The organism is Bifidobacterium sp. W8103 (genome assembly GCF_016100775.1).
GTDB classification, from domain to species: Bacteria; Actinomycetota; Actinomycetes; order Actinomycetales; family Bifidobacteriaceae; genus Bombiscardovia; species Bombiscardovia choladohabitans.
The window spans coordinates 1,003,598-1,023,506 of the sequence record NZ_JACFRV010000001.1 but is presented as its reverse complement, the minus strand read 5'-3'; the positions used below and the strand labels follow the sequence as shown (position 1 = coordinate 1,023,506).

The 19,909-nt window shown below is 63.8% G+C and carries 13 protein-coding genes; 8 read left to right on the top strand and 5 right to left on the bottom strand.

Translation table 11 applies throughout. From position 1 onward, the window contains the following. Positions 1 to 136: 136 nt before the first annotated feature. The 4 genes from H3U90_RS03820 to fbaA all read right to left on the bottom strand — a co-directional run bounded on the left by H3U90_RS03820 (position 137) and on the right by fbaA (position 5,331). Complete coding sequence (locus H3U90_RS03820; protein ID WP_195760154.1) at positions 137 to 1,393, bottom strand: MFS transporter; 1,257 nt, start codon at positions 1,391 to 1,393, stop codon at positions 137 to 139. Between the two features lie 399 nt (positions 1,394 to 1,792). Then, positions 1,793 to 2,761: an FAD:protein FMN transferase gene (locus H3U90_RS03815; protein WP_198177112.1), complete on the bottom strand. Its 969-nt coding sequence runs from the start codon at positions 2,759 to 2,761 to the stop codon at positions 1,793 to 1,795. A gap of 9 nt (positions 2,762 to 2,770) precedes the next feature. Continuing rightward, positions 2,771 to 4,072, bottom strand: coding sequence for an adenylosuccinate synthase (locus H3U90_RS03810; protein WP_045935936.1), 1,302 nt, complete (start codon positions 4,070 to 4,072; stop codon positions 2,771 to 2,773). A gap of 194 nt (positions 4,073 to 4,266) precedes the next feature. After that, entirely contained in the window at positions 4,267 to 5,331 is a 1,065-nt protein-coding gene (gene fbaA, locus H3U90_RS03805; RefSeq protein WP_198177111.1) for a class II fructose-bisphosphate aldolase, read from the bottom strand. A 274-nt stretch (positions 5,332 to 5,605) separates the two neighbouring features. Between fbaA and H3U90_RS03800 the strand changes: the two genes are divergently transcribed. The 8 genes from H3U90_RS03800 to rlmB all read left to right on the top strand — a co-directional run bounded on the left by H3U90_RS03800 (position 5,606) and on the right by rlmB (position 18,117). Further along, positions 5,606 to 6,598 (top strand): nucleoside hydrolase, encoded by a 993-nt coding sequence (locus H3U90_RS03800; RefSeq protein ID WP_198177110.1) that lies wholly within the window; start codon positions 5,606 to 5,608, stop codon positions 6,596 to 6,598. 13 nt (positions 6,599 to 6,611) lie between these two features. Next, positions 6,612 to 8,015: an MFS transporter gene (locus H3U90_RS03795; RefSeq protein WP_198177109.1), complete on the top strand. Its 1,404-nt coding sequence runs from the start codon at positions 6,612 to 6,614 to the stop codon at positions 8,013 to 8,015. An 840-nt stretch (positions 8,016 to 8,855) separates the two neighbouring features. Beyond that, positions 8,856 to 9,437, top strand: a complete 582-nt coding sequence (gene dcd, locus H3U90_RS03790; RefSeq protein ID WP_045935940.1) for a dCTP deaminase — start codon at positions 8,856 to 8,858, stop codon at positions 9,435 to 9,437. A 226-nt stretch (positions 9,438 to 9,663) separates the two neighbouring features. Then, positions 9,664 to 13,722, top strand: a complete 4,059-nt coding sequence (locus H3U90_RS03785) for a fibronectin type III domain-containing protein (RefSeq protein ID WP_198177108.1) — start codon at positions 9,664 to 9,666, stop codon at positions 13,720 to 13,722. Next, positions 13,712 to 15,160, top strand: a complete 1,449-nt coding sequence (locus tag H3U90_RS03780; protein ID WP_198177107.1) for an MFS transporter — start codon at positions 13,712 to 13,714, stop codon at positions 15,158 to 15,160. Before H3U90_RS03785 ends, H3U90_RS03780 begins: the two co-directional genes overlap by 11 nt. Further along, on the top strand, positions 15,157 to 16,206 hold the full coding sequence (locus H3U90_RS03775; protein WP_232340600.1) for a LacI family DNA-binding transcriptional regulator: 1,050 nt from the start codon (positions 15,157 to 15,159) through the stop codon (positions 16,204 to 16,206). Before H3U90_RS03780 ends, H3U90_RS03775 begins: the two co-directional genes overlap by 4 nt. Positions 16,207 to 16,256: 50 nt before the next feature. Then, the gene (locus H3U90_RS03770) at positions 16,257 to 17,009 is read left to right on the top strand and encodes a carboxymuconolactone decarboxylase family protein (RefSeq protein ID WP_198177105.1); all 753 of its coding nucleotides are present in this window, start codon (positions 16,257 to 16,259) and stop codon (positions 17,007 to 17,009) included. Positions 17,010 to 17,124: 115 nt separating this feature from the next. After that, positions 17,125 to 18,117, top strand: a complete 993-nt coding sequence (gene rlmB, locus H3U90_RS03765) for a 23S rRNA (guanosine(2251)-2'-O)-methyltransferase RlmB (protein WP_198177104.1) — start codon at positions 17,125 to 17,127, stop codon at positions 18,115 to 18,117. Positions 18,118 to 18,219: 102 nt separating this feature from the next. Here rlmB and H3U90_RS03760 read toward each other — a convergent pair whose 3' ends face one another. Then, entirely contained in the window at positions 18,220 to 19,881 is a 1,662-nt protein-coding gene (locus tag H3U90_RS03760) for a DUF4032 domain-containing protein (RefSeq protein ID WP_198177103.1), read from the bottom strand. Positions 19,882 to 19,909: the final 28 nt, after the last annotated feature.

The window sequence follows — 19,909 nt, the reverse complement described above, 5'->3', positions numbered from 1 at the left end:
CTTGACCCCGATTCGTACCCTGTGGATACGGTATGCCTCCAACCATACTCGTGATATGGCCAGATGGACTGTCCGCAATTCGTTGTTTGGACACCGGCGCGATTCGAGGAACCGACCGGCGGGATGCATCCAGGGCTTACTTGGTGAAGTCCACATCCTTGGTTTCGTGGCAGGTCAGCACTGCCACCAGGCAGCAGACCGCCATAACGGCCAGGTAGAGCCCGACCGAGCGCACTCCCCAGTGGGAGGAGAGCCAGGTGGCGATGGTAGGCACGAAGGCCGCACCCACGATGGCCGCCAAGTTGTAGCCGATACCGGAACCCGAGTAGCGCACATTGGCGTCGAAGAGCTCCGGCAGGAAGGCGCCGATAGGCCCGAAGGCGATGCCCATCAGGGCGAATCCGACGCAGAGGAAGACCATGACCTGGAAGGTGTTGTGATGGGCCATGAGCAGGTAGGGGAAGACCAGGCTGAAGACCACCAGCATGACGGAGCTGCCGATCAGCACCCGGCGACGGCCGATGCGGTCCGCATAGACGCAGGCCAGCACGATGAAGAGGGCGAAGACCAGGATGGAGACCATGAGCATGAGCAGGTACTCCTGGTTGGTGAAGCCCAGTCCGCCGCCGCCCTGGGACTTGGGCTTGGTGCCGTAAGCCAGTGACCAGGTGGCCAGGGTGTAGAAGAGGGTGTAGGTGACCGCGACCAGGAAGGTGGCCTGGAGCACCTGGCGCCAGCTCTTGCGGAAGACCTCCAACAGCGGGGTCTTGACGACCTTCTGCTGATCCAGGGCCATCTGGAAGATGGGGGTCTCCTGCATGGAGACGCGCACAGCCAGGCCCACGACCACCAGGATGGCGGAGAGCAGGAAGGGCACACGCCAGCCCCAGCTCAGCATCTGCTCGGGGGTGCAGAACATCTCCAGCAGGAAGTAGGTGCCGTTGGCCAGGAAGAAGCCGATGGGAGCGCCCAGCTCAGGGAAGGAGCCGTAGAGGGCCCTCTTGCCTTCCGGGGCGTTCTCGGTGGCCACCAGGGCCGCGCCGGACCACTCGCCGCCCAGGCCGATACCTTGCACGAACCGGCACAGGCAGAGTACCACCACGGCCCAGAGACCCCAGGTGGCGTAGGTGGGCAGGACGCCGATCAGGACCGTGGAGCAGCCCATGGTCAGCAGGGAGACCACCAGGGTGGTCTTGCGTCCCTGACGGTCCCCGAAGTGTCCGAAGATCAAGGACCCCAGCGGCCGCGCGATGAAAGCGATGGCGAAGGTCAGCAGGGAGGCCAGGAGGGCCACGGTCGGATCGGTCTTGGGGAAGAAGAGCTTGGGGAAATAGTTGGCCGAAGCCGTCCCGTAAGCGTAGAAATCGTAGAACTCGATGGCCGTGCCGACCATGGAGGCCCCGATGACCGTGCGGACCGAGCTGCGGGTCACACGGGTTCTGCCGGACGCGGAGGCTGCCGAGGCCGGGGAAGCAACACTGACGTCGTTTGCCGTCACTTCATCTCATCTCCTTATAGAAAAACCCCGCTGTTGGCAGGGTCTGATGCGATGAAGCCTATGCGTCCAGCCCCGCCTTCCGACGGGGTCGAACAATGAATATTGTCGAGTCAGTCCGCCGGTGAGGACGGGCTAATAATTCGTGCGGACACGGTGCCGAATCGGCGGGTGTCTGTCAAGCTGGTCATCACGGCGAACCTCCCTTCATCATTCACGAATCGGATGCGTTCTCTGCACATCCGCATTGGTGCCGACCATAGGCCTGGCACCGGCTTGTCCAGCGAGACAGGTCCACTATGTGGACGGATGGATATTGGAGTCAGTGAAGAACCGACCTGGGAATTCGTCAGAGATCACGGCCTGGCGGTCGGCATACATCAGTGCACAGGAGAAGGAGAATCGGGTGGCCAGCGCATCCGGCGGCGTCAGGAAGAGGGCGGTGGCCAGACCGTCGGCCAGACCCGTGGGGTGTTCGTTGTTCTTCTCGTCAGTCACTACCCAGGAGGCCAGCACGCGGTCGACCGGACGGCCATCGATGGCATCCAGGATGTGGTGAAGTGCCGTCAACCCCGCTGCTGCAGCCTCCTCGGACCGGTCGGCCCAATGGCGGCGACTGGGCGCCGAGGCGCACAGGGACCCATGGGACAGCCCGACCCGGCCCACGCCTGCAGACAGGTCAGCGGGATCCTCCATGGCGATGGAGACCGGGTGAGAGGTCCGCATACGCATGTCGCCACCGGCATCGATCAGATACTCTTCCACCCGAGGCTCGAGCAGGTCGGCAATCAGATCCACCAGATAGCCCTTGCCGACCGCCCCGAAATCAAGGCTGACCGGTCCGGCAGTCATAAGGACAGCACCCTGACGTCTGAGGTCATCACCCCAGGTCGGTCGCCCATGAATCCGTCCCAGATGTCCGGCGGCGTCGGCCTGCAGCCGGAAGGTGGGCTGCCTGCCGTAGCCCAGACGAGTCAGGTCCTCGCCCACCATGGGGTCCAGGGCCCCTTCGGTGACGCAATACAGCCTGTCATACAGATCAAAGAGCCCCTGACAATAGTCGGGAAAGACGAACCTGCCCCCATGAGTAGCACGGGCCATTTGCGCAGGTATGGCATCCTGCCTGAACCGTGACAAGGCACGCTCGTAACCCTCGATCAGATCGGCGATGGCGCCGTGAAGCCGTTCTCCCAGGGGCCTGTCCGTGGAGATGATGATTCCCGTACCGACCGCCCTGGGGAAGGCGGCCAGGCAGGGCAGACCCATGGAGATTCCTCAGCCGATCAGGGAGTGGATCTGCACAATCTGGTCACGGCCCGGGCCCGAGCCCACAGCCGAGATGCGGCAGCCGGACAGATCCTCCAGACGGTGGATGTAGTCCTTGGCCTTGGTCGGGAACTCCTCGAAGCTCTTGGCGCCGGAGATGTCCTCGCGCCAGCCCGGCAGCTCCTCGTATACCGGCTGGGCGGATTGGAACTCGGCCTGGTCCACAGGCATCTGATCCACCCTGACACGGGAGCCATCGGACCGGGTGATGTCGTAGCCCACGCAGACTGGAATGGTCTCCAGACCGGAGAGAACATCCAGCTTGGTCAGCACGATGTCGGTCAGGCCGTTGATCTGCACTGCATAGCGGCTGACCAGCGCATCGAACCAGCCGCAGCGACGGGAGCGGCCGGTGGTCACCCCGTACTCGTGGCCCTGACGACGCAACCATTCGCCCTGCTCGTTGTCAAGCTCCGTGGGGAAGGGCCCCTCGCCCACACGGGTCACATAGGCCTTGGCCACGCCGACCACCCGGTCGATCTTGGTCGGACCCACACCGGTGCCGGTGCAGGCGCCCCCGGCCGTGCAGTTGGATGAGGTGACGAAGGGGTAGGTGCCATGGTCCACGTCCAGCATGGTGGCCTGTCCCCCCTCGAAAAGCACGTTCTTGCCCTGTTCCAGGGCCTGGTTGAGCATCAGCGAGGTATTGGCCACGTAGGGCTTGAGCCGTTCGGCGTATCCCGCCAGCTCTTCAACGGTGGCCTCCACCTCGATGGCCCGGCGATTGTAAAGCTTGACCAGCATCTGGTTCTTCTGATGCAGGCTGGCCTCCACCTTGTCACGCAGATGGTCGACATTGAACAGGTCGTGCACCCGGATGCCCACACGGTTGATCTTGTCGGCGTAGGCCGGGCCGATCCCGCGGCCTGTCGTGCCGATCTTATGCTTGCCCAGGAAGCGCTCGGTCACCTTGTCCAGCGTCCGATGATAGGGGGCGATGATGTGCGCGGACTCGCTGATCCTCAACCGGCTGCAGTCCACGCCGCGGGACTGGAGCCCATCGATCTCTTCGAAGAGGGCGGCCGGGTCGACCACGACGCCGTTGCCGATGACCGGGGTGATGGCCGGGTGAATGATCCCGGAGGGCAGGAGGTGGAGGGCGTACTCCTGATCGCCCACGACCACGGTATGGCCGGCATTGTTACCCCCGTTGAACCTGGCGACGTAGTCCATGTGCTCGCCGATCAGATCCGTTGCCTTGCCCTTGCCCTCGTCGCCCCACTGGGCCCCGACGATCACGATTCCAGGCATACGATGCTCCTTATCCACTGGTCGCCATCCAAGGAAACAACGGCAGACCATCCATAGACGAGCCTAACCCGACGTATGGAGCGGAAGACGAACCGACCCAGGCGCCGACCCAGGCATCAGAAGGCCCGGACAGGCTCAGCAGCCGATCGCAGCTTCCCCGCCCGCAGGACCTTCCCAGGGCAGAAAGTCGCCAGTCATCTCATGGCCCGCCCTGCGCTGCCCAGCTGCTGGCAGGCCTGGACTATGCGCGCCGCCATCCCGTCCTCGGCCTGGCGTCCCCAGGAACGGGGGTCGTACTCGCTCTTTTCACCGACCTCCCCGTCCACCTTGAGGACCTTGTCGTAGTTGGCGAACATGTGCCCGGCCACGGCCCTGGTGAAGGCGTACTGGGTGTCGGTGTCCACATTCATCTTGACCACGCCATGAGCGACGGCCGAGGCGATCTCCTCCGGCTGCGAGCCAGAGCCCCCATGGAAGACCAAGAGGAAGGGCTTGTCGGCAGGAGCGCCCGGGGCAGGGATGCCGTCGACCTGTCCATCGGATATGGCTCCGGCCGTCCTGGCCTGGATCCGCCCCAGCAGATCGGGCCGCAGCTTGACCACGCCGGGCTTGTAGGACCCGTGCACGTTGCCGAAGGTGAAGGCCACCATGTAGCGGCCGCGCTCGCCCAGACCCAGGGCATCGACCACCCTGGGGCCGTCCTCGGGCGAGGAATAGAGCCGCTGATCGATAGCAGCCGAGTGACCATCCTCCTCGCCGCCGACAGCGCCTACCTCGATTTCGAGAACGGTGTGGGCAGCCCGGGACAGCTCCAGCAGCTCCGCCGCCGTAGCCAGATTTTCCCGCAGGGGCAGACCGGAACCGTCCCACATGTGCGATTGGAAGAGCGGATCCTGACCGCGGGCCACCTGATCCTTCTCGTAGGCCAGCAGGGGACGCACCCACTCGTCCAGGTATTGCGGGGCGCAGTGGTCCGTATGCAGGGCCACGGTGATGCTCGGATAGCGGGAGATCACCTCGTGGGCGAATCCGGCAAAGGCGATGGAACCAGCCACCCGGTCGGCCAGGCGCTGTCCGGACAGGTAGGCGGCACCTCCCACTGAGACCTGGATGATCCCATCGGACTGGGCTTCATCCAATCCCTGCAGGGCAGCGTTCAGAGTCTGCGTGCTGGTCACATTGATGGCGGGATAGGCATAGGACCCCCGTCTGGCCGCATCGAGCATCGCCACATACCGTTCAGGAGTCGCTAAAGTCATACCCTCATTATCGTCGGTTGCGAGGAAAATCGGCCGATCACCCGCAGCTGCAGACATCACCGATGGATTTGCAGGTCTCTGCCCTTATGGCGAACACCCCACGACGCGTTTTGACAAGCCTCCAAGCCACAGGTAGTTTAGCTCCGTACAGTTTGATGAAACGTTACATCAAACAGGTTGTTTGTTTCACGGCAGTAACGAATCAGCCTAGGGAAGGCACGATATAGGTAAGCAGAAGGTTGGGGCCGCCCATCCTTCTGGGAAGGAGACCAACGTGTCAGCAAGCAAGGGAACCGTCCGCAAGATCATCCTGGATCTGGACACTGGCATCGACGACACGCTGGCCCTGTCCTACGTTCTGGGCTCCCCGGACGCCGAACTGATCGGAATCACCGGCACCTACGGCAACGTTGTGCTCAACCAAGGCGTCGACAACGATCTGCGGCTGCTGGCCATGTATGGCAGGGAGGACATTCCGGTCTTCAAGGGGATCGATCACCCCAGCACGGCCGACTCCTTCAGCGTTCCGCCGGACTCCGAGATCTTCCATGGGGCCAACGGCACCGGCAACATCGAAATCCCCGCACAGACCGACCGGCAGGCCAGCCAGCAGAGCTCGGTGGACTTCATCATCGACGCGGTCCGCCGTTATCCCAAGGGCGAGCTGGTCGTGGTGCCCACCGGCGCCCTGACCACCATCGCCGCCGCCCTGGAAAAGGCCCCCGACATCGTCGACCGCATCAGCATCGTCATGATGGGCGGCACCCTGACCCAGCCGGGCAACGTGGGACCCTTCGCGGAAGCCAACATCAACCAGGATCCCGAGGCTGCCAACCGGGTCTTCGCCACCACCGCAGACATCACCATGGTCGGCCTGGACGTGACCACCCAGGCCCTGATGAGCCGCGAGGACACCGAAGCCCTGCGCGCCACAGGCACCAGCGCCGGACGCTTCCTGGCGGACATGACCGACTACTACATCGACATCAGCGAAAAGGAGAGCGGGGCCTACCTGGGCGGCTGCAACCTGCACGACCCCCTGGCCGCCGCCGTGGCCATCGACCCCAGCCTGGTCACCACCTTCGCCACCAACCTGATGGTCGAGACCGAGGGACCGCAGCGGGCCCGTACCATCGGCGACCCCAACAGGCTTCTGGACACGGTCAAGAACACCAAGGTGGCCCTGTCGGTCGACACCGAGCGATTCACCCGGCGCTTCATGGACAGGCTTCTGACCCTGGTGCGCAAGACCGAGAGCGAACGATAGAAGGACGGCAGTCATGAGCGAAACCATCACTACAACGGCTACTGAAGCAACCGTGGACGAAAACCGCCGCAGCACCAAGCGGGCCCTGCCGGCCCTGCTGACCATCTTCCTGCTGGGCACACTGATGATCCAGGCCTTCAACCTGGTCTTCCAGAACGTGGGCGACTCCCTGGGGATGTCCGCCAACGCCTCACTGATCAGCACCCTGCCCGGCATCGTTCTGGGCGTGGTCTGCATGCTCTACGGAACCCTCTGCGACTACATCTCCCCAAGGAAGATGACCCTGTTCGGCGTGGGCGCCCTGATTATCGGCAGCCTTCTGGGCTTCTTCGGCGCATCGAACTTCTGGGCCGTGGTCCTGGCCCGCATGATCCAGACCGCAGGCGGCCAGGTGGCGGGCTCGGTCTTCCTGGTCATGGCCATGAAGTACCTGAGCGACAAGGAGCGCGCCTTCTACCTGGGCATCTTCAACGCCGTCTACTACGCATCCTCGGCTGTGGGCATCTTCGCCGGCGGTCTGATCACCTCCATCGACTGGCGCTACCTCTTCCTGGTGCCGCTGGTCTCCATCCTGCTGATCCCCCCGGTGCTCAAGTACACGCCCGACACCGGCATCAAGGGCGAGCGCATTGACGTCTTCGGCATCGCCCTGTTCGCGCTGATCGCCGGATTCGTGGCCGTCTACTTCTCCTTCCCGGCCACCTGGATGCTTGGGGTGCTGGCCGTTCTGATCCTGATCTTCGCCGGCTACGTCTGGAAGGGCGCCAACCCCTTCCTGAGCCGCGGGTTCGTGACCAACGGCGCCTACATGGCTGTCCTGCTGGCCCTCTTCGTCTTCTACTTCTTCAACTTCGCCTGCGTGCCCATCTACAACGTGATCGGCGACCGAATCTACGGGATCTCCCTGAGCCAGGTCTCCCTCTGCCTGACCATCGTCTACATCGTGGCCACCCTGGTGGGCTGCCTGTCCGGAGTCATCATGAACGCCATGGGACGCCTGCCCATGCTGATCCTGTCCGCCCTGCTCATGATCGCCGGAGCCGCCGGTTCGGCCCTGATGCTCACCTCGGGCTTCTGGGTCCTGACCGCGCTGGCCTCGGTCTTCATCGCCGGCATCACCATGTCCTACACGCCCCTCTACGACTCCTTCTCGGCCACTCTGCCGGTGGACCAGAACGGACGCGGCATCGGCATCGGGGATCTGATGATGAACACCTCGGCCTCCATCGGCGTGGCTGTCTACAGCGGGCTCATGGCCAATCCCCGATTCGGGTCGCTTGCTCTGGCGGGCGTCAAAACCGGCATCCAGGCCCAGGTGGCCAACATGTTCTGGGTCATGGCGCTGGCCTCCCTGCTGGCCCTGATCATCGTGGCCATCTTCCACAAGGCCATGTCAGCCAAGGCTCCCCAGGAGTGAGGCTGGTGTGACCCACACATACTTGGTCGGATAGCCGCACTGCTTGGTCCACTCTTCCTGGCCTCGGGAATGAGTCGGGCCCGGCACCGGCACCCGGCCGCTCGAACCGGGGAGGGAGCGGAGTTCGGACTGCTTTCGGCAATGTGATAGTCCCCCTCTTCCCTCAGCCGCCGAAGGCAAGAAGATCGCCGCCCCTCCCCCTGGTGGAGAACCCCCGTCATAGCCATAACTGACGGGGGTTCTTCCATATCTTCTGTGCCTGCTTTCAACCCTTTGCCTATAAAACACAACTTATACAGATGCCAGAGAGAGGGAATGCGAGAATGCGGCTGCGTGGAACTTTTGATCCTGTCTTCGGTATCAGCCGACCATGAGTCTTAAATCCAAGGAAGCCAGAAGTCCGAAAACAGATGACCGGCACAGACAAGCATCAGACTACTCATGGATTTGCAAACGCTCATGTGTTTGCAACCGCCTGACCATCCCGTAACAGACCTTTACGAACTCAATCGAGCAGTTGGACATACGGTTTCACGTGAAACGTCGACGCACTGATGCATACCCCAGAATGAAGAGAACCCGGCGGTGCGTGCACACCGCCGGGCGAGAGAGAAGAAAGGGAAATCAGTTGTCGGACGGAGGTCAACCGCCCGTTCGGTTTTTGTGCCGACATTTATAGTAAAGAACTGCTACCTGATGGTGACGATAGTGTTATCTGAAAATTCTCTGTGAATCCTGCCAGACCAACAAGCGGGCATAGGGCCGGTTAGACTGGATTTCGGATGGTTTCCCGCCCGAGGAGAGACCCTAGACCAATAAACCCAAAGGAGATACCTAGGCATGCTGCTCAGCGACCATGACATCCTGGATGCCCACGAGGCAGGGCACCTGAATCTGGACCCGTGGACGCCCGCCATGGTTCAGCCCTCCAGCGTGGACGTGCGCCTGGACCGCTACTTCCGGGTCTTCAACAACCATCAGTACACGTACGTGGATCCGGCAGAGGACCAGGGTGCACTGACCGAGCAGTTCGAGGTGCCCAAAGACGAGCCCTGGATCCTGCACCCCGGCGAGTTCGTGCTGGGATCCACCTGGGAGTACGTCAAGCTGGACTCCACCCTGGCCGCCCGGCTGGAGGGCAAGAGCTCCCTGGGACGCTTGGGCATTCTGACCCACTCCACCGCCGGGTTCGTCGATCCGGGCTTTGAGGGGCACATCACCCTGGAGCTGTCCAACGTGAGCACCCTGCCGGTCAAACTCTGGCCTGGTATGAAGATCGGTCAGATGTGCTTCTTCCAGCTCTCCTCGCCCGCCCAGTACCCTTACGGCTCCAAGCACAACGGCTCCCATTACCAGGGCCAGCGCGGACCAACTCCTTCCCGCTCCTACGTCAACTTCTACAAGGCCGACGTCTCGGACTGATCAACCCCAGGCCTGGCCCATAAGGCCCAGCATCTGCATGCTTGTGCCTGCACATTCGCCGACCAGCCCGTAATGCTCAGGCCTGAAACAAGCCTTGGTCATCCCCGGTACCCGGGTCCGGCTTGGCAATAAATGGCAATGCCTTAACACGATGTACCCTGCCTGTTGAGAGGCCATGACGGCCGGTCGGGAACCGACACAGCAGCAGGCAGCGAGGCGAGGCGGCGTGAAACTCAATCTCAACGGCATCTGGGACTTCCACCCCGACGACGCAGACCGGGGATACCCCGTCATGGTGCCCACCTGGTGGGACAGCCTGCCGGAGACCACCGGTTATCCGGACTCCTGGAGCCGGGACCTCCACCATGGCGTTTACCTCAAGGAATTCTTCCTGGGCGCCCTCGACCCGAACGAGGACATGATCCTGCACCTGGATGCCCTTGCCACCCTGGGCAAGGTATCGATCAACGCTATCCCAGTGGGGCCGTCATCCACCAAGGGTTATCTGATGACGCTGCTCCCTTATGATCTGGATGTCACCAGGGCGGTTCATGCCGGACGCAACCAGATAAGGATCGAAATCTGGAGCGTCAAATCCCTCCCCGCCGATGCCCTGACTTCTACAGAGGGCCCTGGTCGGCTGCTCTTCCCCTTCGGCACTGAGAACCTGGTTGGACGGCTGGGGCTGGGCGGCGACGTCTGGCTCAACAGCAGGCCCAAGATCCGCATCGAAGATCTGCAGATCATCCCCGATCTGGGCGGCGACGCCGATCCCTCCAACGACCGGCTGGAGCTCAATGCAACGCTGATCAACACCAGCGAGCGCCCATGCGATCTGCGATTCAGGGCCAAGGTACGCCCGTGGAAACCTTCAATGCGCAGAGGCCGGACCGTCTTTGCCTTCAACCCGGTGTCCTGCTCCCTGAGTCCCCGCTCCTCCAAGGTCGTCCACCTGCAGACGGCCTGGCCGGATGCCCACTACTGGTCCCGTGCCGATCCCTTTCTCTATGTCATGCAGGCTCTTCTCGACGTCGGCGGCCATGTGGTCGACCGTTCCCAGGAGCGATTCGGCTTCCGGCAATTCCAGCGCCAGGGAGACCGGTACCTGCTCAACGGCATCCCCATCCGGCTGCGCGGCGATTCACTCTGCCTGCTCAACCAGGGCAGCCGCAACCTGATCAACGAGGTCGGCGATGCCTATGGACTGATCCTTGACGACAACCAATCCGGCCAGGACATGACCAAGGCCTGGGTGGATGCCTATCGACATGCCAACTTCAACATCCTGCGCAACCACATCCGCTCAGTCCCCTCGCAAGCCCTGGCCGACCACGCCGACGAAACCGGCATGCTCCTTGAGGAGGAGACGGCCTTCTGGAATCCGGGCTCTCCAGCCAATGTTCAGTTGAATCCGCCCTTCCACATGAGCTACGGGCCCGAAGCCATCGGCCACTATGTCGAGTGGACGCAGCGGTGGGTGCGGGCCTACCGGAACCACCCCAGCATCGTCCTCTGGTCCACCACCAACGAGGCATGGAACCCCAGGGACGGCGACCTGCTCATCCCAGCCCTGCAGGCGGCCGTGCATGAGCAGGACGGCACCCGGCCAGTGGTCAATGACGGCTTCAATGCCCCCATTACCGACGAGGATTCCCGCCACTATTACGGCGGGTACCCCTCGGGTATGACCTCGGCCCCAGACATCTATGCCCTCTACGACATTGATTCGCCCCTGCCCTTGGCCGCCGGTGAGGAATTCTCGGTCTCCACCGCAGGAATCCCCCGCTACGACGGGCAGGGACGGATTGCCGACATCTACCACGGCCGGCTCAACGGCGATCCGGACACCATCTCCCGGGCGGACTTCGGCCGGGAGGTCGGACGGGTGACCAGGGGCATACGAACCACGCGAGTGGTCGACTGGAAGCCCTTCTGCATATCCACCTTCATCTACGACAACATCGAGGCCTGCCTGGAACCGGACCGGCGCAGAATCCGCAGGGGGCTTAACCCTAAAAGGCTGCTGCGCCCCCAGTTCGATCCCTGGCGCGGAGAGGATGAACCCTGGCAGGAGGGGCCGGCCTTTGGATATATAGCCGCCTCCTTCGCGGATGTCGCCGCCTACGACAAGGAATTCGACCGTGAATCTCGCCTGGGCCGGCCCCGCAGGATCTACCCGCACGCAATGACCAGCCGACGCACCATCATCGTCCACAATGACGAGGAGCGTCGGGGAACCGACCTTGAGCTGGTCTGGCAAGTGGCCTGGCAGCGTGGCCCAGGGGGCAGACGGATAGTTGTCGAGCGGGGTCACCGACGGGTGCAGGTCCCATACGCCTCCTGGCGGACCGTGCCCGTGACCATCACCGTGCCCAGGGATCAGGCCAGCCGGGGGGCCCGACTCCTTCTGGTCCTGTGCGTGCGCAAGCAGGGGCGACAGGTCTTCCGGGAGGAGAATTTTCTGGGGTGGATCAAGCATGCCGCTCCACCTCGGCTGGGGACCGCACGCCCCCGGATCGACCTGGGCCGGGTGGAATGGATATCACGGGAAGTCAAGCACTGCATCCATCTGCGTCAGGAGGGCGGCGCAATGAGCGAGCGCTGGAGCGCCCAGGTCCTGGAGGATGCCGAGGGCGCCTTCAGCTTGGAAAACATGAACGGGAACCTGCGCCACGAGCAGGATATCTACTACACCGTCAATCCTTCTGGCTTGGAACCCGGGCATCGCTACCGGGCCCGCGTGCGCTTCCGAGGGGAACTGCAGGAGACTGCCACGGTGACGGTCACCTTCACCGCCGGGCGGCGGCCTCCCCGACAGGCCCGGGCCAATCTTGCCGCAGGGGCCCGGGTTCAGGTCTCCTCCCAGGCTGATCTGCCCGGATGGACAAGGGCTACCCTGGTCGACGGTCGTCTCGGAGCCGCCTACGATCGATTCGGCTGGTCCAGCTCCGTCGGCAACCGGAACCACCCGGAGTGGATTCTTCTGGAGATGCGGCAGGCGGCCACCCTGTCCCAGGTGGTTCTGGCGCCCAGGGGCCGCGATCCGTCCGGAGGCGCGGACCAGTCCAGCCAGCGGTCAGGCACCGATTCCTTCGGCGTGGTGGAGTACGCTGCCGGCAACAGATCGACCGACCCCAACCAGGGTCAGGGCTTTCCGCTGGACTTCTCCATCAGCCTCTCGTCAGACGGCCGCAGCTGGACTCGGGTCTGCAGCCGCCACAACTATCCGCTGCCGGTGGACGGTCGGCCACAGGCCTTCGACTTCGCCCCAATGAGCAATATCAGGTTCATCAGAATCGAGGCAACCCGGCTGCGCTCCAACCCTTATCAGGGAGGACGGTACGCCCTGCAGCTGAGCCAGGTCATGGCCTTCGCCCGCCATCGTCTGCCAGCCATACCTGCAGCTCCCAAGAGCATCGACGCCCAGCCTCACGGACATTGTCTGCGACTGGATTGGCAGCACGGACCAATCCGACACCAGGCCGACGCGCCGCGCACCGCCCAGGTCCTTCTGCGTGACCGAAAAGGCAGGTCCATGACCTTCTACCTGGACCGGTCTCAAGGACGGGCCGACCTGGACGGAATCCCCTTCGGCTCCTGGCGGATGATCCTGCAGGAGTGCAACTCCACGGGCATCGGCGAACCTGCAGACCCGCTTGAGCTGCACATGGGCCCTCCCGAAGCCGGAAGGACTGATCCAACGCTGCCCCGGCCCGGCAACCCCCAGGTCAGCATCGATCTGGCAACCATGACCGTCCATCTGACTATTGACCAGGCCCCTCAGGAGTTTTCAGGGTGCGAACTGACCTTGAAACCGGCCGACGAACATGACCCCATGCCGACCGTCTGGCTGCCCGCCGACAGGCAGACCCACAGTTTCCGGCAGGTTCCGCCAGGCATCTACCGGGTCATGGCAGCCTTGACCACCGAGGATGGCCGGGTCTCGCTCCCCTCATTCCAAGACGATCCCCTAATCCTGGGGCATACACCCGGACGTCCGGGCAAGCCCAGGCTGACCTCTTCCGACAAAACCATGCAGGCATCCTGGTCACCCCCGAACGATGGGGGCATCCCTCTGCAGGCCTATCTGGTCACCATGCGCGAAATGGGCAGTGGGCAGAATACGAGACTGCGATTGGCTGCAAAACAGACCACCCTGACCCTCGATGATCTGGCACCCGGCAAATACACGGTCAGCGTCAGCGCCATCAACGCGGCAGGAGCCGGACCGGAATCCCCCGCCTCCCTTCCCTGCCTCATCTCCGAGGGCGACCATGAGCGCTGAGTCCCTGCCCAGGTCCGCCATTCTGGGCTACGGCCTTGGCGACGCCGCCAACAACGTCGGCTGGCAGATGACCAACCTCTTCCTGACCACCTATTACCTCTACTTGGGTATGGACCCCATGCTGGTGGCCGACATCTTCCTGGGGGCCCACCTCTTCCAGGCCCTGGTCTACCTGGTCGCCGGAAGAATCACCGACGGACGCGCCAAAGACCGGGAGGGCGGTCTGCGGCGGCTGGTGGTCGTCTTCGGCCTGCCGATGATGATTTCCATCACCCTGATGTACACCATTCCGGCGGGCGCCCCTATGCCGGTGCGCATCGGCTGGGCCATCGCCACCTATCTGCTTTATCAGCTCCTTGGAGCCTTGGGGGGCGTGCCCTATGGGGCCCTGCTGGGAGCCATGACCCGGGACTCCGACGACCGTCAGCGCCTGGCGGCCTCCCGTACCTTCGGCGGAGCGGCGGCAGGAGTCGTCCTGACCTTTACCCTGGCTCCGCGGGTCAACGACATGGACCCCTCCCGCCTCTTTCTTCCGGTGGTCGCCGCCTGCTGTCTGCTGGGCTCCCTGGGCTATCTGATCATGGCCCGGACCACCAGGGAACGCTACCTGCCTCCGGCAGCCCCTCCTACCTCACTGAAAGAGGATCTGCGGCTCCTGGCCGACAATCGACCCCTGCTGGTGGTCTGTCTGGCCACCCTGTTCATGACCAACCCGGTGGCCTCGCTGGCCCCAATCGTCGCCAAGGAGGTCCTGACCGTCGGCAACCCCGGGCTGACCGGACGAATCACCTTCGCCCTGACGCTGGTGGGCGTCCTTGCCGGGGTGGTCGTAGCCCCCTGCTCGCCCTGGCTGGTGCAGCGTCTGGGCAAGCGGGGCACCTGGACCTTGGGCGGGCTGGTGGTCATCGGATCCTCGCTGGCTTTCATCCTGGTCCGATCCGCCTGGCCTGCCGTCGCCTGCATAGCCTTGAACGGCATCGGAGTGCAGGTCATCACCCCCTGCATCTGGGCCATGCAGGCGGATTCGGTCCAGTACGAGCAGTGGCGAACCGGCAATGGGAACACCGCCGGAGCCTCCATGGCCGCCCTCAGCATCACCCGGCAGGTCGGAGCAGCCATCAATGGATGGGCGGGGCCGGCCATCCTGTCTTTCCTGGGTTACAGGCCGGGCATGAATGTCGCCCAGGATCCGGCCCTGGGCGCCAACATGAGGCTGGCTGTAGGCCTGGTGCCGGCTGCCATGTTCACCATCTCTGTCCTGCTCATCCGCTGCTATCCGCTGACCGAGGAGGTCTTCGGACGCATCAGCGCCGACCTGCAGGCAGGCCGTATACAATGCCAGTGCAGCCATATCAGGCAAGGAACGGAGCATCAGGCTTGTCCAGGAGATCCCCGGAGCCCGCACAGGGGCGGGAAGGGCACCGACGCGTGCGCATGATCGACGTGGCCGCAAGGGCCGGAGTGTCCCCGTCCACGGTCTCCCGCGCACTCAACAATCCCGGTCGACTGAACTCGCAGACTGCCGGCCAGATCCGCTCCCTGGCCCGATCCATGGGCTACCCTCTGCCTGACCATCCTCCCAGCAGCGATACGACCGGGCCGGTCATGATAACCTTTCTGGTCCAGGACACCTCCAACGGCATCTCCTCCCAGATTCTTGCCGGCGCTCAGGAAGCTCTTCCCGAGCAGGGTGCAGTCGGCATCATCGAAACCGGAGCCGAGCTGGGACGTACGGAAGACCTGCTGGAAAGCCTGGTCGGCCATACCCGCGGAATCATTCTGGCCACTGATCAGGTCCGGGCACCAACGGCCCGGCGCCTGGGACGCCGCCTGCCTCTTGTAGTTCTCAACCGTCCCATGGAGGGCCTTCCCTCTGTCCTGCCCGATGCCTCCACCGGCCTGGCTCAAGCCCTGGAACTGCTGCTGCGGCAGGGACGACGGTCCGTAGTCTACATAGCCAGCCGGGTGGGGGCCTGGTCCGATCGATCCCGCTGGGAGAGCCTGCAAGCACTCAGCCGGGCTATGGGGCTGGAATGCCGACGAACGGGTCCGGTGGATCCTACTGTCGAAGGCGGTAGGCATGCTGCCGCCGTTCTGGAGCGGCAACCTCCCGATGCTGTGGTCGCTTACAATGACCTGATCGCCGCTGGAGTCATTCTGGGACTGCAATCCAAAGGAATCACCGTGCCTGATAGGGTCGGTGTCCTCGGATTTGACAACACCATGGTCGCCCCTGTCGTCAAGCCGGCCGTAGCTACGATTCGCATCCCCCGCAGAGCCATAGGACATGCCGCAGCTGATATTCTGCTGGGTCGGAAGCCCGAGACCGGGCAGTCCCGCCAACAAGCCGCCCTGATTGCTCAGCTACGCAAAGCCGGCATCCCGCCTGTTACCGAGGACCGCGGAGCCCTGACCCTGCCTACCTCGCTGATCATCCGGGACAGTATGGGCACCTTGACTTCGAGCGCACTCGAAGGGGTATAGCTGAGTCTGCCGGAATGACCCGGCCAAGATGATGGCAAGGAGACCAACCCATGGCAATCAAACAGACGGCGGGCCACGACAGGCTCGGTCGGTTCGCACCGCAATTCGCCCACCTGAACGACGATGTGCTCTTCGGCCAGGTCTGGTCCCGTGAAGATGAGCTTTCGGCTCGGGACCGCAGCATGATCACCTGCGCAGGCCTGATGAGCATGGGGCTCTTCCCCCAGTTGAAGAGCCATATGGCCATGGCCAAGGGCAATGGCGTCACCCGCACTGAAATGGTGGCGCTGATCACCCACCTGGCCTTCTATGCGGGCTGGCCCAAAGCATGGTCGGCTTTCGACCTGGCCAAAGAGGTCTACGGTGAGAGCCGGGACACCGCTGCAACCCCATCCAAAGCCGGGACCGAGCCGGATTCAGGGCCCTACCCCTTGGGGGATTCGGCCGACGGGCCCAACTTCACCGGCCATGTCTGGCTGCACCGCCTGACCGATTCGGACGCGGAATGCCCAGCCAGCAATGTGACCTTCGCACCCGGGTGTGTCAACCGTTGGCACACCCACCCGCATGGCCAACTGCTGATCGTCACCGCCGGGCAGGGGTGGGAGCAGGAGGAGGGACATCAGCCCCGCAAGCTGGAACCCGGCGACGTGGTCTTCTGCCCGGCAGGCGTCAGGCACTGGCACGGGGCCTCGAGCCGGTCATCCATGGCCCACATCGCCGTCACCCCGGCATCGATCGGGCAGTCCCCGGTCGAATGGATGGAGTTCCCAGATCCTGATCAGGTAGCCGCCCTGGGTTGACCTGCACGACCGATCTGCGTGGCCCGGTCTGCAAAGTTACAGCGTGTTTTCGCCCCTGCCGATATTGAATTCGACAGACGGCTGACCGGTTCCCGCCTGCCTTTACACTGAAGACATGGCTAACAAGAAAGGCCCGACCAAGGGTTCGGGCGGCAAGCACCGCAACAAACTGCGCGGCCGGGGACCCACCCCCAAGGCCGAGGATCGCGTCTATCACAAGGCCTACAAGGCCCGGCAGGCGGCCCAGCGCAGGCAGGCGGCCGACCCACGTCTGGCAGCCCGCCGCAGGGCCGACCGATTCACCTCCGACTCCGACGACCTGGTCATCGGCCGCAACGCCGTCCTGGAAGCCCTGCGTGTAGGAGTCCCGGCCAGCCAGCTCTATCTGGCCGCCCGGATGGAACACGACGACAGGACCAGGGAGATCGTGCGGCTGGCCGGGCAGGAGGGGCTCAACCTGCTGGAGGCCGACCGTCTGGAGATGAACCGCATCGCCCGGTCCGGCAATCATCAGGGCGTGGTCCTCAAGGTGCAGCCCTACCAGTACGCCTCCCTGCAGAGCCTGGTCGACAGGGCAGAAAAACACGCAGCCGCCCTGGACGGGGCCGACCAGGCCACCAAGATCGCCGCCCGCCCCCTGTTCATCGCCCTGGACGGGGTCACCGACCCCCAGAACCTCGGGGCCGTGATCCGTTCAGCAGCGGCCTTCGGGGCCTCGGGGGTGGTTCTGCCCGAGCGGCGCAGCGCCTCGGTCACAGCCGCAGCCTGGAAGGTGTCCGCCGGAGCCGCCGCCCACCTGCCCGTGGCCCGTGTGGTCAACCTGACCAAGGCCATCCAAGGGCTCAAGGAGCGCGGCTACTACGCGGTCGGCCTGGACGGCGCAGGCACCACCACAGTAGGCGAGACAGGCTTCGAGACCGATCCGCTGGTGGTGGTCCTGGGCTCCGAAGGCAAGGGGCTGAGCCGCCTGGTCCGCGAGAGCTGTGACGCCCTGGCCTCCATCCCCATCTCCAGCTCGGTGGAATCCCTGAACGCCTCGGTAGCAGCAGGCATCAGCCTCTACGCCGTGGCCATGGCACGCCGACGGTCCACCAGCCAAACCAAATAGCCCCAGGCCGGCACCGGCAATCCGAAGACAGGCAGGCCAAGCGGCAACAGCCTGTGCGCAACAACCAACATGCAGCAGGCCCTTGCCGCACAAACCAATCAATCAGCTGGAAGCCCAGACCGCATCATCCTGATCGTCCTGGTCGGCAGCCGCATCCAGGCTGCCGGGGGCATAGACCGACCTCAGCGAGCTTCGTCCGCCATTCGCATCCTCAAAGGCCGGCTGTGACGGCACCTTCCCGCCCGCCCGGTCACGGTCAGCCTGAGTTTCTGCCCCGGTCCGGCCGCCAGCATCGGCTCGGACGTTCACGCCATTGTCAGCTGTTTCATGGCCGTCCGCGTCCTTGTCGGTCTGATCGCGGGTGGCTTGCTTACCCTGACCAGCCGGGGCACGGCCGCCCTGCCAGTTCATCTCGTCGTCGACCACGCCGGCATCGGCCTCTTCGTTGATGGTCTTCATGTCCTCGGAGTCCAGCCGGTACTCGGGCAGGGACTCACTGATGTAGCTCTGCACGGCCTCGGCCATGGGCACATCGTGACCGGCCTTCTCGGCCATCAGCCAGCGGTGGGTCAGCACCTCATGGAAGAACTGGGCCGGTTCGATCTGCGAGCGGTATTCCGGCGGGATCATGCGTACGGTGGGCTCGAAGACCTCCCGCATCCAGTCGGTGGCCACAATCTCCAGATCCTCGCCCTGCCGCCAGGTGGATGCCCGGTAGGCATCCAAATCGTTGAGCAGCCTCCGGGCCTGATTCTCCTGCACATCCAGGCCGGTCAGCCGCAGCAGCTTGCGGGAGGCGTAGCCGGCATCGACCACCCTGGGGCGCACCAGCACCCGGTTGCCGTCCTCCTCGGTCTTCATCTCCAGCTCGTCCACGTCAAAGCCCAGATCGTTGAGCCGGTTGACTCGGCGCTCAATCTTCCACATCTCATCCGGATCGAAGCTGTCCACGTCCGTCAGGGCGCTCCAGAGGGAGTGATAGCGGTCCACCAGCCGGTTGCCTACGCCGACCTCGTCCACCTCGCCGGCCAGCAGGTTGCCGGAATCCAGATCCATAAGCTCGCCGATGATGTTGGTCCTGGCCAGGTCGATGTCATACTCTCGCTGGCCATCAGTCAGGCTGGGATGCAGATCGCCGGTCTCGGCATCGACCAGGAAGGCCGAGAAGGCGTCCGCATCACGCAGGAAGAGCACGTTGGACAGGGAGACATCGCCCCAGTAGAAGCCGGCCAGATGGAGCCGAACCAGAAGGACCGCCAGGGCATCAATCAGGCGCTCGGCAGTATCCGGACGCAGATTACGGGCGAAGAGGGCACGGTAGGGCAGTGAGAACTTCAGGTGCTGGGTGACCAGCATGGCTTCAAGCGGCTCGCCCTCGCGGGTGTGCCGACCGGTGACCACGGCGATGGGGTTGACCGTGGGCAGCTCCAGTTTTTGCAGCTTGCGCAGGAGCTCATACTCACGCTCGGCCACACGCTGGGTGATCTCCTTCATGGCGTAGACATCGTCGCCCACGTGAACGAAGCGAACCACGTGCCGGGAGATACCCCTGGGCAGGTTGGCCAGCAAATCCCGGGGCCAGGTGGCCAGCGGCCGCTCCCAGGGCAGGGTGAACATCCTGGGGTTGGAGCTGGTGGCCGTGATGTGCAGAGCGGCCGGCTCCTGCTCGGAGGAGGGATCGGTCGTGGTCTTTATCGAGGTGGCTTTCAGGGCACGAGGGTCCAGAGAGGAGGCCGTCGCCCGGTTGATGTTCACGCTAGTCATGCTTCATCCATCCCATCGCCGCCCATCC

Coding starts and splice junctions, on each gene's coding strand:
- H3U90_RS03775 (WP_232340600.1), top strand. CDS start 15,157: ATGATCGACGTGGCCGCAAGGGCCGGAGTGTCCCCGTCCACGGTCTCC.
- H3U90_RS03780 (WP_198177107.1), top strand. CDS start 13,712: ATGAGCGCTGAGTCCCTGCCCAGGTCCGCCATTCTGGGCTACGGCCTT.
- H3U90_RS03770 (WP_198177105.1), top strand. CDS start 16,257: ATGGCAATCAAACAGACGGCGGGCCACGACAGGCTCGGTCGGTTCGCA.
- H3U90_RS03815 (WP_198177112.1), bottom strand. CDS start 2,761: ATGGGTCTGCCCTGCCTGGCCGCCTTCCCCAGGGCGGTCGGTACGGGA.
- fbaA (WP_198177111.1), bottom strand. CDS start 5,331: ATGACTTTAGCGACTCCTGAACGGTATGTGGCGATGCTCGATGCGGCC.
- rlmB (WP_198177104.1), top strand. CDS start 17,125: ATGGCTAACAAGAAAGGCCCGACCAAGGGTTCGGGCGGCAAGCACCGC.
- H3U90_RS03795 (WP_198177109.1), top strand. CDS start 6,612: ATGAGCGAAACCATCACTACAACGGCTACTGAAGCAACCGTGGACGAA.
- H3U90_RS03810 (WP_045935936.1), bottom strand. CDS start 4,072: ATGCCTGGAATCGTGATCGTCGGGGCCCAGTGGGGCGACGAGGGCAAG.
- H3U90_RS03820 (WP_195760154.1), bottom strand. CDS start 1,393: ATGGTCGGCACGGCCATCGAGTTCTACGATTTCTACGCTTACGGGACG.
- H3U90_RS03760 (WP_198177103.1), bottom strand. CDS start 19,881: ATGACTAGCGTGAACATCAACCGGGCGACGGCCTCCTCTCTGGACCCT.
- dcd (WP_045935940.1), top strand. CDS start 8,856: ATGCTGCTCAGCGACCATGACATCCTGGATGCCCACGAGGCAGGGCAC.